Origin of the sequence: Methylobacterium sp. CB376, from assembly GCF_029714205.1 — a bacterium.
Classification (GTDB): domain Bacteria; phylum Pseudomonadota; class Alphaproteobacteria; order Rhizobiales; family Beijerinckiaceae; genus Methylobacterium.
On sequence record NZ_CP121648.1, the window covers coordinates 1070432 to 1083310 of the forward strand.

Annotated in this window: 14 protein-coding genes and 1 tRNA gene; 7 read left to right on the top strand and 8 right to left on the bottom strand. The window is 72.2% G+C overall.

Translation table 11 applies throughout. The features are described from left to right. The first annotated feature begins 2 nt into the window (after positions 1–2). Entirely contained in the window at positions 3–2183 is a 2181-nt protein-coding gene (locus QA634_RS04710; RefSeq protein ID WP_012330911.1) for a hypothetical protein, read from the top strand. A gap of 113 nt (positions 2184–2296) precedes the next feature. On the opposite strand, the gene QA634_RS04715 is transcribed toward QA634_RS04710, so the two are convergent. Further along, complete coding sequence (locus QA634_RS04715) at positions 2297–3058, bottom strand: helix-turn-helix domain-containing protein (RefSeq protein ID WP_012330912.1); 762 nt, start codon at positions 3056–3058, stop codon at positions 2297–2299. Positions 3059–3263: 205 nt separating this feature from the next. Here QA634_RS04715 and QA634_RS04720 point away from each other — a divergent pair, with 205 nt between their 5' ends. The 3 genes from QA634_RS04720 to QA634_RS04730 all read left to right on the top strand — a co-directional run bounded on the left by QA634_RS04720 (position 3264) and on the right by QA634_RS04730 (position 6756). Next, entirely contained in the window at positions 3264–3680 is a 417-nt protein-coding gene (locus QA634_RS04720; RefSeq protein WP_012330913.1) for a hypothetical protein, read from the top strand. 228 nt (positions 3681–3908) lie between these two features. Beyond that, on the top strand, positions 3909–5381 hold the full coding sequence (gene hemN / locus QA634_RS04725; protein WP_012330914.1) for an oxygen-independent coproporphyrinogen III oxidase: 1473 nt from the start codon (positions 3909–3911) through the stop codon (positions 5379–5381). Between the two features lie 367 nt (positions 5382–5748). Next, positions 5749–6756 (top strand): extensin-like domain-containing protein, encoded by a 1008-nt coding sequence (locus QA634_RS04730; RefSeq protein ID WP_012330916.1) that lies wholly within the window; start codon positions 5749–5751, stop codon positions 6754–6756. Here the strand turns inward: QA634_RS04730 and QA634_RS04735 are convergent. The 3 genes from QA634_RS04735 to QA634_RS04745 form a co-directional block, all read right to left on the bottom strand. Beyond that, a complete protein-coding gene (locus QA634_RS04735) occupies positions 6719–7177 on the bottom strand; it encodes a hypothetical protein (protein WP_012330917.1) in 459 nt (152 codons plus the stop codon). The two genes, QA634_RS04730 and QA634_RS04735, sit on opposite strands and share 38 nt — an antisense overlap. A gap of 176 nt (positions 7178–7353) precedes the next feature. After that, the gene (locus QA634_RS04740) at positions 7354–7701 is read right to left on the bottom strand and encodes a GCG_CRPN prefix-to-repeats domain-containing protein (RefSeq protein WP_012330918.1); all 348 of its coding nucleotides are present in this window, start codon (positions 7699–7701) and stop codon (positions 7354–7356) included. Between the two features lie 154 nt (positions 7702–7855). After that, positions 7856–8590 carry a lysophospholipid acyltransferase family protein gene (locus QA634_RS04745; protein WP_012330919.1) on the bottom strand — a complete coding sequence of 245 codons (735 nt, stop codon included), beginning with the start codon at positions 8588–8590 and terminating at the stop codon, positions 7856–7858. A gap of 299 nt (positions 8591–8889) precedes the next feature. Between QA634_RS04745 and QA634_RS04750 the strand changes: the two genes are divergently transcribed. Next, complete coding sequence (locus tag QA634_RS04750; protein ID WP_012330920.1) at positions 8890–9591, top strand: HAD family hydrolase; 702 nt, start codon at positions 8890–8892, stop codon at positions 9589–9591. Between the two features lie 55 nt (positions 9592–9646). Here QA634_RS04750 and QA634_RS04755 read toward each other — a convergent pair whose 3' ends face one another. Together QA634_RS04755 and QA634_RS04760 are read right to left on the bottom strand one after the other, a co-directional pair. Next, positions 9647–10144, bottom strand: a complete 498-nt coding sequence (locus tag QA634_RS04755; RefSeq protein ID WP_012330921.1) for a hypothetical protein — start codon at positions 10142–10144, stop codon at positions 9647–9649. 88 nt (positions 10145–10232) lie between these two features. Continuing rightward, positions 10233–10307 (bottom strand) — tRNA-Val (locus tag QA634_RS04760). A 288-nt stretch (positions 10308–10595) separates the two neighbouring features. Here QA634_RS04760 and QA634_RS04765 point away from each other — a divergent pair. Then, a complete protein-coding gene (locus QA634_RS04765) occupies positions 10596–10883 on the top strand; it encodes a type II toxin-antitoxin system TacA family antitoxin (RefSeq protein WP_265576527.1) in 288 nt (95 codons plus the stop codon). 311 nt (positions 10884–11194) lie between these two features. Further along, a complete protein-coding gene (locus QA634_RS04770) occupies positions 11195–11374 on the top strand; it encodes a hypothetical protein (protein ID WP_415926899.1) in 180 nt (59 codons plus the stop codon). Positions 11375–11601: 227 nt separating this feature from the next. On the opposite strand, the gene QA634_RS04775 is transcribed toward QA634_RS04770, so the two are convergent. Both QA634_RS04775 and QA634_RS35745 read right to left on the bottom strand, forming a co-directional pair. Then, positions 11602–12390: an IS3 family transposase gene (locus tag QA634_RS04775; RefSeq protein WP_415926900.1), complete on the bottom strand. Its 789-nt coding sequence runs from the start codon at positions 12388–12390 to the stop codon at positions 11602–11604. Continuing rightward, positions 12387–12653, bottom strand: a complete 267-nt coding sequence (locus QA634_RS35745) for a transposase (protein ID WP_012330924.1) — start codon at positions 12651–12653, stop codon at positions 12387–12389. The genes QA634_RS04775 and QA634_RS35745 overlap by 4 nt, the downstream gene beginning before the upstream one ends. Positions 12654–12879 lie beyond the last annotated feature (226 nt).

A 12879-nucleotide genomic window follows, 5' to 3' on the forward strand; every position in this document is an offset into this window, starting at 1 on the left:
GGATGCAGGGCAGCCTCCTGGCCGGCGCGCCGCCGGCCGCCATCCCCCTCCCCGCGCGGCGGGCCGGGATCCGGGCGGAGCTCGGCGGCGCCGTGCTCGCCGGCCTGCTGGCGGCCGCGACCGGGGCGCTCCCCCTGCTGCACGATCCGGGCTTCTACTTCACCGACGATTGCCAGACCTACTTCCTCCCGGGCTTCCTCGAGATCGCCCGGCTGATCAAGGCCGGGGAATGGCCGGTCCTGACGCCCCGCCTGTTCCAGGGCGGCTCGCTCCTCGCCGAGTACCAGTACGCGCTCCTCAATCCGGTCTGCCTGCTGCTCTACCTCCTGCTCGACGGCTTCGAGCGCCTCGATCGCGCCGCCGCCTTCTACGCCCTCACGCATCTGGGCCTGCTCGGCGCGGGCCTCTACGCCCTGGCGCGCAGCGTCGGCACCGCGCGCCCCTTCGCGGTGCTGGCCGGCCTGACCGGCGCCACCTGCCTGGGGATGATCTACTGGGGCGCCTCCACCTGGGTCCCGGGCCTCGTCAGCACGGCCTGGCTCGGCTTCGCGGCCGCGCTCCTGATGCGGGCGCGGGAGGAGGCCCGCTTCGTCGCCCCCGCGGCGCTCGCCGTCTTCCTCGTGGTGGCGAGCGGCTGGCCCTTCGCGGACGCGGCCCTGCTCGCCGGGATCGGCACCGGCGTGCTGATCGTGCTGCAGAGCGGCGCGGGGCTCCGCTCCTGCGCCCGGGTCGTGCTGGCGGCCGGCCTCGGCTTCGCCCTCGCCGCCCCGGCCTGGATGCCGCTCGCGGCCGCCATCGGCAGCACCGCGCGGGTCGCCGAGGCCTTCTACCCGCACATGCTGCAGGCGCCCCTGCCGACGCTCCTCGCCATCGGGGCGCCGCTCTTCCCGCAGATCTGGGTCAGCTTCTGGGGACCCGAGATCGTCGCCTCCCCGCCGATGCACTACGTCGGCTGGTGGATCCCGGTCGCGCTGCTCCATGGCAGCTGGAGCCGCCTGAGGACGCCGGCGGGGACCGGCGCCGCCATCCTGCTCGCCGTGACCCTGGCGCTCGGCCTGCTGGCGACGGCCCCGGGCGTCTCGCAGCTGCGCTGGACCTTCCGCTTCCTGCCCTATTTCCAGATCGGCTGCGCGGTGGTCGCCGCGTGGTTCCTGGCCCAGCCCGGTCACCGCTGGTCCTCCAGCCCGACCGTGATCCTGGTCCTGGCGACCGCGGTGATCGCGTCCTTCCAGTCCGTGGCCCTCGCCAAGCTCAATCTCGTCTTCGCGCTCGTGGTCCTGGCGGCGGCGCTGGCGGTGCTGCGGGCGGGCGGCCCGCGGACCCGGGCGGGGCTCCTGGCGATCGGGATCAGCCACGTCGTCCTGTTCGCGCTGCTGACGCGCGTCTTCCCGCATAACGGACTCGTGCCGGAGTGGACTCCGCCCGCGAGCCGGGAGGCCTACCAGGGCGAGCCGCTGCGGAACGGCGACGCGGCGCTGCTGCTGTTCGAGCGGCCGCTCTTCACGCATCGCGAGGTCGGCGGCACCCCGTCCGGCCTGTTCCGGGTCTTCCCGCACGGCAATATGGGCCTGCTCACCGCCTCGGCCTCGATCGCCGGCTACTCGCCGATGCGGGCCAAGGGCTTCGACGACCTCTGCCTCGACTATATCGGGGCGAGCTGTCCGGAGGTGGTCGATCTCTGGACCCGCCCCGATCCGGTGAGCGGGGGCAGCACCCTCGATCTCGCCCGGGTGACCCGCGTGACCGCGCAGGCCGGCGCCCGGGCGGACGCCTTCGCGGCCTTCGCCGGGCCCGGCTGGACGCGGCGGCCGGTCGAGGGAGGCAGCGTGTTCGAGCGGGCCGGCGCGGGGGACCTGCCCGGCACCCTCTCGCGCCTGCCCGCCGGGACGGTGCTCACCGCCGCCTCCGAGGGCGCCCGCGAGGGCCGGTACGAGATGCGGGGCGAGGGCGGGCGCGTGGTCTGGGCGCGGGCCTGGTACCCGGGCTACGAGGCCAGCTGGAACGGGCAGCCCCTCGCCGTCGAGATCGTGAACGGCATCCTGTGCGCGGCGGTGGTCCCGGCCGGGCCGGGCGTGCTGACGCTGCGCTACCGGCCGGCAGGTTTCCTGCCGGGGCTCGCCCTGGCGACGCTCGCCCTCGGCGCGACGGCCGCGTTCGCCCTGCGGTCCCGGCGCGGCGCCTGAGCGACGCCGACAGCCGCATTGCCGAAATGGGAGATGGCGAAGCCATCAACCGGATGGCGCAGGCGCGCGCCGGGCCCGGGCTTCCCCGCCGGCCGGCCGCCGACGCCGCCCGCTCAGGCGGCGGCGATCGCCTGGAGGCGGTCGCGGTCCAGCACCCGTACCCCGTCCGGGACGATCAGGATCACCCGGTCGCGGGCGAGCTTCGAGAAGGTCCGGCTCACCGTCTCCAGGGTCAGGCCGAGGTAATCGGCGATGTCCTGGCGGGTCATCGGCAGGGCGAGCGTCACGCCCCTGCGTCCGAGGCGGCAGAGCCGCTCGCGCAGGGCGACCAGGAAGGCCGCCACCTTCTCCTCCGCGGTCCGGCGGCCGAGCAGCACCATGTGGTCCTGGGCCAGGGACAATTCGTGGGTCGCCGCCTCGTGCAGCCGACGCAGCAGGTGCGGCTTGTCGTCGACGAGCTGCGTGAAGGCGGCGCGGTCGAACCGGCAGGCCGCGACCGGCTCCACCGCGTCGGCCGAGAAGGCGTAGCGGTCCGAGAGGGCGAGCCCCATGAAATCGCCCGGCAGGAGGAAGCCGATGATCTGGCGGCGCCCGTCCGCGAGCAGGCGGTAGAGGCGCACCGTGCCCTCGGTGATGTTGTAGACATGCGTCGCCGGGTCGCCCTGCATGGCGATCGCCGCCTTGGCGGCGAAATCGGCGTCGGCGGCCAGCGCTTCGAGGAGGTCGAGTTCTCCCGCGTCCAGGGCGGCGCAGATGCTGACGCTGCGCACCCGGCAGGCGGCGCAGCGCGTGTCGAGGCGGCCCTGCGGACAGGTCGCTCCTTCGGTCCAGCCGGGACATTCGGCAGGCGAGGGCGGAAAGGCGTTCGCCGACATTGAATCTCGCGAGTCGGTGGCACGGATGACGGTCCCGTCGTGGAGTTGTAGCATGAGCAAGCCTCACCGCGTCACTCCCCCGACGGCGCGTCGCATGCTCGCGCGGCAGCACTGCCCCAGCGATGCCGGGCTTGATCCTGGTCAAGGACGCGACCGCCTGAACCGCCCGACAATCATGGCCTTCGCGGGTGGCCGGAGTGACCGAGTGGAGATCGACGACCATTTCTCGGCGCGTCTCCTGTGCGACTCGGAGGCGACCGGCGGGCAGGCCCTGCGGCGGGCCTTCGCCCTGGTCCGTCTCTGCGAGCCGGGGGCCGATGCGCGGCGCTGGGCCGCGCTGGTGCGGCACTATCGCCGCCGGGCGCCCGGGCGCGCCGGGCTGATGATGCTGGAGGACGTGCGCGGCTACGCCCACGCGGTATTCTGCTACGCCGTGGACGACGCGCCGCGCCTGCACGGCCTCGGCGCGCCCTCGCCCCAGAAAGTGCTGCGCGTGCGCGACGTCGTCGCCGCCCATCTCGGCGGGCCGCGCGTCGAGACGGCGCTGCGATCCTGCGCGACGCACCTCGCCGGGCGGCTCGGCTGCGCCTCGGTCGCCTTCGACGCGCCGGCCGGCCCCTGAAGCCGGCCGAACCGCCCTGCACTCAAGCCGCCCTGCACCCAAGCCGCCCTGCACTCAAGCCGCCCTGCACTCAAGCCGCCCTGCACTCAAGCCGCCCTGCACTCAAGGCGCCCGGCGGGGCGCGTCGCGCGGGCCGTCCGCCGGCAGGGTCTTGATCTGAATCAGGGCATCCGCCGTCCCGCCCCGTCATCGTGGCGCACCGAGGGAATGCCAGGAAGGGGAGCGGCCATGGACGCGCAGGATGGCACGGGCTGCGAGGGCACGCCGATCGAGCTTCCGCATTGCCGGGCGAAGCCGGATTGCGCCCGGCTCGAGCCGGTTCGCGCGGCGGCCCTCGTCGCGCGCTACGGGCAGCCGGTCCCGCGCTACACCTCCTACCCGACCGCGGCCCAGTTCACGGGCGCGACGGGACCGGCCGAGCACGCCGCCTGGCTCGCCGCCCTCCCGCCGGCCGAGCCGGTCTCGCTCTATCTCCACGTGCCCTTCTGCGACCAGCTCTGCTGGTACTGCGGCTGCCACACCAGCGTGGTCCATCGGCGCGGGCCGATCGAGGATTACGTCGCGACGCTGACCCGGGAGATCGGCCTCGTCGCCGAGGCCCTGCCGGCCCGGCTCGCCGCCGGGGCCGTGCATTTCGGCGGCGGCACGCCCAACCTGCTCGCGCCCGGCGACCTCGCCGCCGTGGTCGAGGCCCTGCGCCGGCATTTCACCCTGTCGCCGGACACGGCCTTCGCGGCGGAACTCGACCCGCGCCTCCTCACCGAGGCCTGGATCACGACCGCCTGCGGCCTCGGCCTCAACCGGGCGAGCCTCGGCGTGCAGGACCTCGACCCGCAGGTGCAGGCGGCCATCAACCGCCGCCAGCCCTTCTCGATGGTGGCGTGGTCGGTCGAGCATCTGCGCCGGGCGGGCGTGGGCTCGATCAACCTCGACCTGATGTACGGGCTGCCCCATCAGACCACCAAGGGGCTCCTCTCCACCATCGACCAGGTCGCGGCGCTGCGGCCGGAGCGGATCGCCCTGTTCGGCTACGCGCACGTGCCCTGGATGAAGCCGGCTCAGCGCCTGATCCCCGACCACGCCCTGCCGGGACCGGTGGGGCGGCTGGAGCAGCAGCGGGAGGCCGCCGCCCGCCTGCAGGATCTCGGCTACGTGCGCATCGGCCTCGACCACTTCGCCTGGCCGGACGACGCCCTGGCGGAGGTCGCCGCGGCGGGCCGCCTGCGGCGCAACTTCCAGGGCTATACGGAGGATGCGGCCGAGACCGTGATCGGCTTCGGCGCCTCGGCGATCAGCCATCTTCCGGCCGGCTACGCGCAGAACCACGCGGGCGTGCCCGCGTGGCGCGAGCGGATCCTGGCCGGCGACCTGCCCACCGCCCGCGGGCTCGCGGTCGGCGCCGCCGACCGCCTGCGCGGCGCCGTGATCGAGCGGCTGATGTGCGACTTCGCGGTCGACCTGCGCCGGCTCTGCGCGCTGCACGACACGAGCGTCCCGGCCCTGGTCTCGGGCACGATGCGGGCCCGCCTGGAGGAGTTCGCCCGCGACGGCCTCGTGCGGCTGTTCGCGAGCGGCACCGGGCCCGATTCCCTCGACGGCATCGCCGTGACCGAGACGGGCCGCTCCTTCGTGCGCGGCGTCTGCGCGGTCTTCGACCGGCACCTCGTGCCGGCGCCGGAGCGTCACGCGGCGGCCGTCTGATCCGGGACCCGCTTGATCAAAGCGGGTCCCGGATCACGAGCCTGCGCGGCGCCTGAGCGAAGCCGACATCCGCATTCCCGAAATGGGAGATGGCGAAGCAATCAACCGGCTGGCGGATGAGCAGCATTCGCCGAAATTCGCCGAAGCGGTCGCCGGTTCGGCGGCGTCGGGCTCGTCCCGACGCGCGCCCCGGCCAAACCCTCGGCCCGATCCTCGCCCTCTCCGTCGGGCATGGGCGCCTCCGGCGGGGGGACGCGGACGATCCCGGGCGGCCCCCGCTTGCTTCGCCGGGCCTGCCCCGATCCGAGCCAGCCGGACCGCGCCGGCCTTGACCCCGCGTTAACGCCGCTGCGCGCAATCTCCCGGCATGCGTCGTGGCCTCGTTGCGTTCTCAGCCTTCACGCTCTTCAGCCTGGGGCTCACCGGATGCGCGCTCAAACCCTTTGAGCAGCGCGAACCCTGGCGTACGGAGGCCGAGGAGGCCTGCCTCGCCCGCGGCCTCGTCAAGCCGACCGAGGACATCGTCCCCGTGAAGGAGATCGACGGGCCGGGAATCTGCGGGATGGTGCATCCGTTCCGCGTCACCCGGCTCGCGGGCGGCACGGTCGCGCTCAAGCAGCGCATGACGCTCGCCTGCCCGATGATCCCGGAGGTGGAGGCGTGGCTCGCCGGCACGGTTCAGCCGGCCGCGCAGCTGTATTTCGGCCAGCCGGTGGTGGAGATCAATTCCGGCTCCTATTCCTGCCGCGGCCGCAACAATCAGGTCGGTGCGAAGCTCTCGGAGCATTCCTTCGGCAACGCGGTCGACGTGATGTCCTTCCGGCTCGCGGACGGTTCCGTCGTGACGGTGAAGGGCGGCTGGCGCGGCAGCGAGGCCGAGCAGGGCTTCCTGCGCGAGGTCTTCCTGGGGGCCTGCAACCACTTCACCACGGTGCTGGCGCCGGGGTCGAACGTCTACCACTACGACCACCTGCACCTCGACCTCGCCCGCCACGACCCGCGCGGGCTGCGGCGGATCTGCAAGCCCCTGATCAAGTTCCAGTCGCAGCTGCCGCCGCCCGGCTCGCCCCTGTCGCCGATCCGCAAGAAGCCGCCGGCGTGGCAGCCCGCGCCCGATCCGGCGCCGATCGACGTCGAGGAGGACGATCCCTACGGCGTGTCGCCGATGAGCCGGCGCGAGAGCCCGGGCCAGACCCGCGTCGTCCGCGCGCCGGCCCCCCCGCCCGTGCAGGCCTACGCGCCGCGGCCGGCGCCGACCCGCAGCGCCGCCGCGCAGGAGCCGCCCGTGGCGCCGGGCTTCGGCCCGGCGGCGCGGGCGATTTCCGCGCCGCTGCCGCTCAATTCTCCCGCTTGGTCGTCCGGACCGATCTACTGACGGCGGCGCCGCCGAGATCCTCCACCACGGCGCGGCGCTCCGCCTCGCTCTCGGCGAGGCGGTGGACGTGCATCTCGTTCGCGCCCCGGGAGCGCACCCGGGCGACGAAGCCGCGCAGCCGCTCGCGCGGGCTGTCCTCGGTGGTCGCCACGTCGAGGAGCTCCGCCAGCCCCTCCCGGTCCCGGCGCACGGCCAGCACCACGGCCTCGCCGATCTCGGCCGCGTCCGCGTCGAGGTCGTGGATGCCGACCACGTAGCGGCGGCCCGACCGCCCCCGCCACGCGCTCAGGCTCAGGGCCGGGGTGCCCCGCAGGGACGACGCCGCTCTCAACCGCTCCTCGCGCACCTCCGACCTCCTCGACCGATCCGTCTCGATGTCCCGCATCGCCGCCGACCAGGACAGGGCTCGTCTGTTCGCCATTTGTTCTATCCTAACCGTGGCGCGCGACGCGGGTCAAGCGTCGCGCGGTCGCCTCGAGAGATGGGGAGCGGCGGACGGGCGCGCAATGCGGGGGCGGGGCGACGCCGCCGCGGGGGCGAGGTCGCCGGCCTCGGCGGGCGACGGCCCGGGGCCTCGCGGCCCCGGACCCGCTCAGGTCACCAGCGGTGATGCCAGCCGGCATGGCGCCAGCCGCCGTGCCAGCCCCACGGGCGGTGGTAGAACCCGGCCCCGTGCCAGTAGGGCCGATGCCAGTAGGGCCGATGCCAGCCGCCGTACCACCCTGCCCGGTGCCAGTAGGGCCGGTACCAGCCGACGCGGTGCCAGCGCGGGCCGCCATAGACGACCGGCCCGTAGAAGCGCGGCCCGTAGAAGTTCGGGCGGCAGAAGCCGTAGAAGTCCCGGTGAAAGCCCGGACCGCAGCCGTCGCGGGCCTCGGCCACGGTCCCGGTGCCGACCAGCGTTCCCAAGGCGAGAGCCGCCGCACCTGCCAGTTTCCAGCGCATCGTCTCCTCCTGTCGAGGATCCGAAACCCCGCCGCACCGACGCGGCCGGAGCCGGATCGCGATCAGTCAAGCCGTCTCGCATGATTCCGCCCCTCATGGGGCGAACATGCATGAATGTCGCTGCCGGCCAGGGCGTTCCGACATTACGGAATTGTCATGCGGGGACCTCGCCGCCTCTGCGCGAGGTGTCCGCGAGGAGCGCCGCGGAGGCGGTCTCGATCCGCTCCTGGATCAGCGCGAAGGCAGTCTCGCGCACGATCCCGGGCGGGATCGGCGGCAGGAAGGCGATCACGGCGGTGCCCGGGTGGCGGTGCAGGCTGTTGCGCGGCCAGACCAGCCCGGTGTTGAGGGCGACGGGCAGGCAGGGCACGGCGAGGCGGTCGTAGAGATGCGCCACCCCGAACTTGTAGGCGGGCGGGGCGCCGGGCGGGCGGCGGGTGCCTTCCGGGAAGATGATCAGCTGGCGCCCCTGCGCCATGGCGCCGGCCGCCTCCTCGCTCATCAGGGCGAGCGCCCGCGAGCCCTTCCGGCGGTCGATCGGCACCATCTCGCCGCGGGAGAGGTACCAGCCGAACAGGGGCAGCCAGAGCAATTCGCGCTTCAGGATGTAGGTGAAGTTCGGCAGGACCGTCGTGAGCGCGATGGTCTCCAGCGCCGATTGGTGCTTGGCCGCGACGATGATCCCGCCCGGCGGGATGTGCTCCAGGCCGCGGAACTCGACCCGGATGCCGACGATCCGTTCCAGCAGCCACAGGGTCACCCGGGCCCAGGTCTGGGCGAGGCGCAGCACGAGGCGGCGGGAGACGAGGCAGAAGAGCCCGCCGATCAGCATCGCGGCGGTCAAGGCGTAGAAGGCGACGTTGAACGCCAGCGAGCGGAGGAGGAGCATGGTCGATCCCGGACGCCGCGCGGCGTGGTGCTGGGGCGCGGCGCGGCCTCCCTTATCGCGCCGGCCGGGCGGGGGCCACTCCCGGCGGGCGAGCGGCCGGGCGGGTGTCCTTCCGGCCACACCGGCCAAGAGAATGGGCCGCAAGGCGAGGCGCTCCCAGAGAGGCGGGCCCCGCGGCCGGGCCGGAGGAGACCGGGGACGGGTTTTCGGTGCGGCATCATTCCTTTACCGCAGGATGACTCACATTTCGGGCCGGACCGGCGCGGTCCGGTGCGTTCCTGAGAGCCCCGCGAGTTCGCATGTCCCCTCCCCTCTCCCTGGCGCCCATCGTGGTGTTCGATCTCGACGGCACGCTCGCCGAGACGGCGAGCGACCTCATCGGCACGCTCAACGTGATCCTGGCGCGCGAGGGCCTGCCGCCGGCGGATGTGGGGCGGGCGCGGGACCTGATCGGGGCGGGCGCCAAGGCGATGCTCGCGCGCGGCTTCGCGGCCGCGGGCCGGGAGCTGACGCCGGAGCGGCTGGAGGCGCTGTTCCGGGTCTTCCTGGCCCATTACGGCGCGCATCTCTGCGAGAGCTCCTTCCTGTTCCCGGGCGCGGCGGCGGCGCTCGACCGGCTGGCGGGGGCGGGCTACCGGCTTGCGGTCTGCACCAACAAGGTGGAGGCGCATTCGGTGGAGCTGCTGCGGGCGCTCGGCGTCGCGGACCGCTTCGCGGCGATCTGCGGGCGCGACACCTTCCCGTGGTTCAAGCCGGACCCGCGCCACCTCACCGAGACGATCGCGCGGGCGGGCGGCGACCCGGCCCGGGCGGTGATGGTGGGGGATTCCCGCACCGACATCGTGACCGCGCAGGCGGCCGGCATCCCGGTCGTGGCGGTGCCCTTCGGCTACACGGACGTGCCGGTGGAGGATCTCGGCCCCGACCTCGTCATCGGCCATTTCGACGCGCTGTTCGACGCCGTGCAGCACCTGCGCACCCGCACCCGCTCGGCGGCGTGACCGCCGCTCGGCGGCGTGACCGCCGCTCGGGGCGGCCCCGCCCGGCGGCGCCGGCTCACAGGCCGATGACGGAGAGGGTCACGCTGAGCACGAACAGCGCCACGCCGGCATTGTAGAGCCGGATCTTGCGCCGCAGCAGCCCCCCGACGACGCGCAGATTGGCGATCGCCTCCCGGAACAGGGTGTCGATCGGGGAGGCGACGAAGCGCTCCTGCAGCGCCGCCAGATCGTCCTCCGCGAAGGCGATCCGGCTGAACAGGTCGGCGGAGCGGCGCACCCGCGCGAGTTCCGACCAGAGCAGCACGACCATGCCGGCGACTCCCGCCCACAGGGAGGGGTGGGAGGCCGCGAAGGCGGCCTTCTCCAGGATCGGCGTGGTGCCGCCGCGCATCAGCGGGGAGACGGCGAAGCCGAGGAACGAGGCCAGGAACGCCATCAGCAGCGAGGAGCGGCGGGCGACCGAGTCGAGCCGGCCGCCGAGATACTGGTAGAACGCGGCCAGGAGCGCCGCCCGGTCCTGCCTGGGATGTGAGGGTAAGGGCGTCTCGGTCACGCGACCCGGGTCCGTCTGGCCGGATCCTCGGTCAGGGCGGGGCCCGGCTGCCGGCCGCTGTCCTGGGACGCCATGGGAACCGGTGGAATGGTGGGCGCGACAGGGATTGAACCTGTGACCCTTCGCGTGTGAAGCGAATGCTCTCCCGCTGAGCTACGCGCCCGGTCCGGCGGCTTCTAGGCGGGTCGCGGGCGGGCGTCAAGCGGGTCGGCGCCGCGGATCGCCGCCGCGGGCCGGAAGGGCGCCCCCTCACGCCGCCGAGCGCCGGCGGACCGGCGCATCGGCCGCGGCCGAGGCGGCGAGCGAGGCGGCGAGACGGTGCCCCACGAAGCGCCTGGACCGTGACGATGGCCTGCCTCCGACCCTTGCGATGTCCGGCTGCCAGCCGTACATTGGACGCGTCACGAGAAATAACGCGATAGCCGCGAAGCACTCGGCGGTGAAGAGGCGCGTGGCTGCCCGGAGAGAGCGGCTGGAAGCCCGCATCTCCTCCGATCAGAAGGACCTGTTCCAACGCACAGCCGAGCTTCAAGGCCGGACGTTGACCGATTTCGTGATCGCCAGCGTTCACGAAGCCGCCGCCCGCACCCTTGAGGACCTGCAGACCGTGAAGCTTACCGCCGAGGAGAACCGCGCGTTCGCTGAGGCGCTTCTGAACCCGCGCGAGCCCGGGGGGCGTCTGCAGGCCGCGGCGCAACGCTACATCGTGTCGGAGACGGGCGAGCCGAGCGCTCGCTGACCCTTGCGGATCGAACCGCTCGACGATCATCAGACCGCGCCGGCTTCACCTCCGGCGTAGACCCGCTTGACCGCCACTTCCGCGCTCAAGCCGGACAGGCGACCCGGCGCCGGGTGGCCTCCTGCTTCGTCCTGGTGGAGGCTGACGCTACCCCGCTCGCCTACTATACGCTCGCTGCGACATAGATCGCGCTTGCCGACTTGCCGGCATCCCTAATCAAGCGCCTCCCGCGCTATCCGCTGGTCCCGGCGGCCTTGCTCGGACGCCTCGCCGTCGATCACCGTCACCGCGGTCGGCGCCTCGGGGAGCATATGCTTTTGGACGCGTGCGCCCGGGCGCTGCGCAGCGACATCGCGACCTTCGCGGTCGTCGTGGATGCGAAGGACGACCGCGCAGCCGCTTTCTACCGTGCGTACGATTTCGTGCCCTTGGACGCCGGCGGGCGGCGGCCGTTCTCGCCAATGACGACGATCGCCCTGCTGTTCGCCTGAGCGGGCCAGCTCGAAAAGCGGCTTGAACTTGGTCGGGGGTTCATCTCCGTAGGACGGACCGCGACGCAGCCATGCGCGCTTCTCACCCGATCGGTCTTCGACTCGGAGCAGCTACGCGGGGCTAGGACCAGACGGAGGACGGGCCGACCTCATCGGCGGGGTTCGATACGCGCTCGCCATGGAGGATGGCGAACCCGTCGATTTGCTTCACGATGTCGTGATCAATTTTAGGTAGTATATTTCTGTCTAGGCCGGTCTTTGTTGTAGTGGGGCCTCCATTCCTCGATGCGCTCGCGGGCATCAGTCAGGGACAGGAACCATGAGGCATTCAGGCATTCTGCCCGGAGGCGGCCATTAAAGTTCTCGATGTAGGCATTATCGGTCGGTTTTCCGGGCCGAGAGAAGTAGAGCTCTACCCCATTCAGGTAGACCCATCGATCCAGCATACGACCGGCAAACTCCGGCCCATTGTCCACCCGTAGGCTCTTGGGCCGGCCGCGGAGCCTCACCAGAGCGTCGAGTGCCTCGACTACCTGGTAGGCCCGGAAGTTGGCTCTCGGCGCCAGCGAGAGCGCCTCTCGCGTGTGGCAGTCCACGACCGTCAGGATCCGGAACGGACGTCCGTCGAAGAGACGGTCGGACATGAAGTCTATTGCCCAGACCTCGTTGGGACCGCCAATTGCGGGACGTCCTTGCCGGTAGCGCCAAGCCCGTTTTTGCCTGGGCAGCTTGGGCCGGATCGACAGGCCCTCGTCCCGGTAGAGCCGGTACGTGCGCTTGTGGTTCACGGCCCAGCCCTCCCGTCGCAACAGGATTTGCAGCCGCCGGTAGCCGTAGCGCACCCGCGTGGCCGCCAATTCCTTCAACCCCTGCGCAGCGCCACCTGCGGATCCGACCGCCTGCGGGTAGCGCTGAGATGAGCAGCCGAAGCCGGTGGCCTGACAGGCCCGTCGTTCGCTGATACCGTAGGCCACCTGCAGGTGACCGGCGACCTCGCGGCGAACGGCGGGCCTCACCACTTTCGCTTGAGCACGTCCTGCAGCATCGAGCGATCCAGCGTGAGGTCGGCGACCAGCCGCTTGAGCTTGCTGTTCTCGTCCTCCAGCTGCTTCAGTCGCCGGATCTCCGGCAAGCCCATGCCGACGAACTGTTTTTTCCACTTGTAAAAGGTCGGCTCGGACACACCCATCTTCCGGCAGATCTCGTCCACCGTGCTGCCGTTCTCCGCCTGTCTGAGGGCGAAGGCGATCTGTTCGTTCGTGAAGCGTTTGCGAGGCATGGCATCCACCCTCTGTCAGAGTTCAGGATGCCCGAAAATTTGCGCTCGGCCTGGACCAGTTGGCCGAGTCAGGACCACGCATCAGCCGATCAGGACCTCGGCCGCCTTCACCTCAACAAGGTTCAACACCTCGGCATGCAGATCGACGGCGTGTCCTTGAGCGGACAAGGAGATGACCAGGGCATATCTGCCCTTGTCCGCGAAGCGCCGCTGTCCAAAGTGCGAC

What these genes read in the sequence shown, in the direction of transcription:
- QA634_RS04710 (WP_012330911.1), top strand. Translation starts at nt 3, where the DNA reads ATGCAGGGCAGCCTCCTGGCCGGCGCGCCGCCGGCCGCCATCCCCCTC.
- QA634_RS04715 (WP_012330912.1), bottom strand. Translation starts at nt 3,058, where the DNA reads ATGTCGGCGAACGCCTTTCCGCCCTCGCCTGCCGAATGTCCCGGCTGG.
- hemN (WP_012330914.1), top strand. Translation starts at nt 3,909, where the DNA reads ATGGACGCGCAGGATGGCACGGGCTGCGAGGGCACGCCGATCGAGCTT.
- QA634_RS04730 (WP_012330916.1), top strand. Translation starts at nt 5,749, where the DNA reads ATGCGTCGTGGCCTCGTTGCGTTCTCAGCCTTCACGCTCTTCAGCCTG.
- QA634_RS04735 (WP_012330917.1), bottom strand. Translation starts at nt 7,177, where the DNA reads ATGGCGAACAGACGAGCCCTGTCCTGGTCGGCGGCGATGCGGGACATC.
- QA634_RS04740 (WP_012330918.1), bottom strand. Translation starts at nt 7,701, where the DNA reads ATGCGCTGGAAACTGGCAGGTGCGGCGGCTCTCGCCTTGGGAACGCTG.
- QA634_RS04745 (WP_012330919.1), bottom strand. Translation starts at nt 8,590, where the DNA reads ATGCTCCTCCTCCGCTCGCTGGCGTTCAACGTCGCCTTCTACGCCTTG.
- QA634_RS04750 (WP_012330920.1), top strand. Translation starts at nt 8,890, where the DNA reads ATGTCCCCTCCCCTCTCCCTGGCGCCCATCGTGGTGTTCGATCTCGAC.
- QA634_RS04770 (WP_415926899.1), top strand. Translation starts at nt 11,195, where the DNA reads ATGCTTTTGGACGCGTGCGCCCGGGCGCTGCGCAGCGACATCGCGACC.
- QA634_RS35745 (WP_012330924.1), bottom strand. Translation starts at nt 12,653, where the DNA reads ATGCCTCGCAAACGCTTCACGAACGAACAGATCGCCTTCGCCCTCAGA.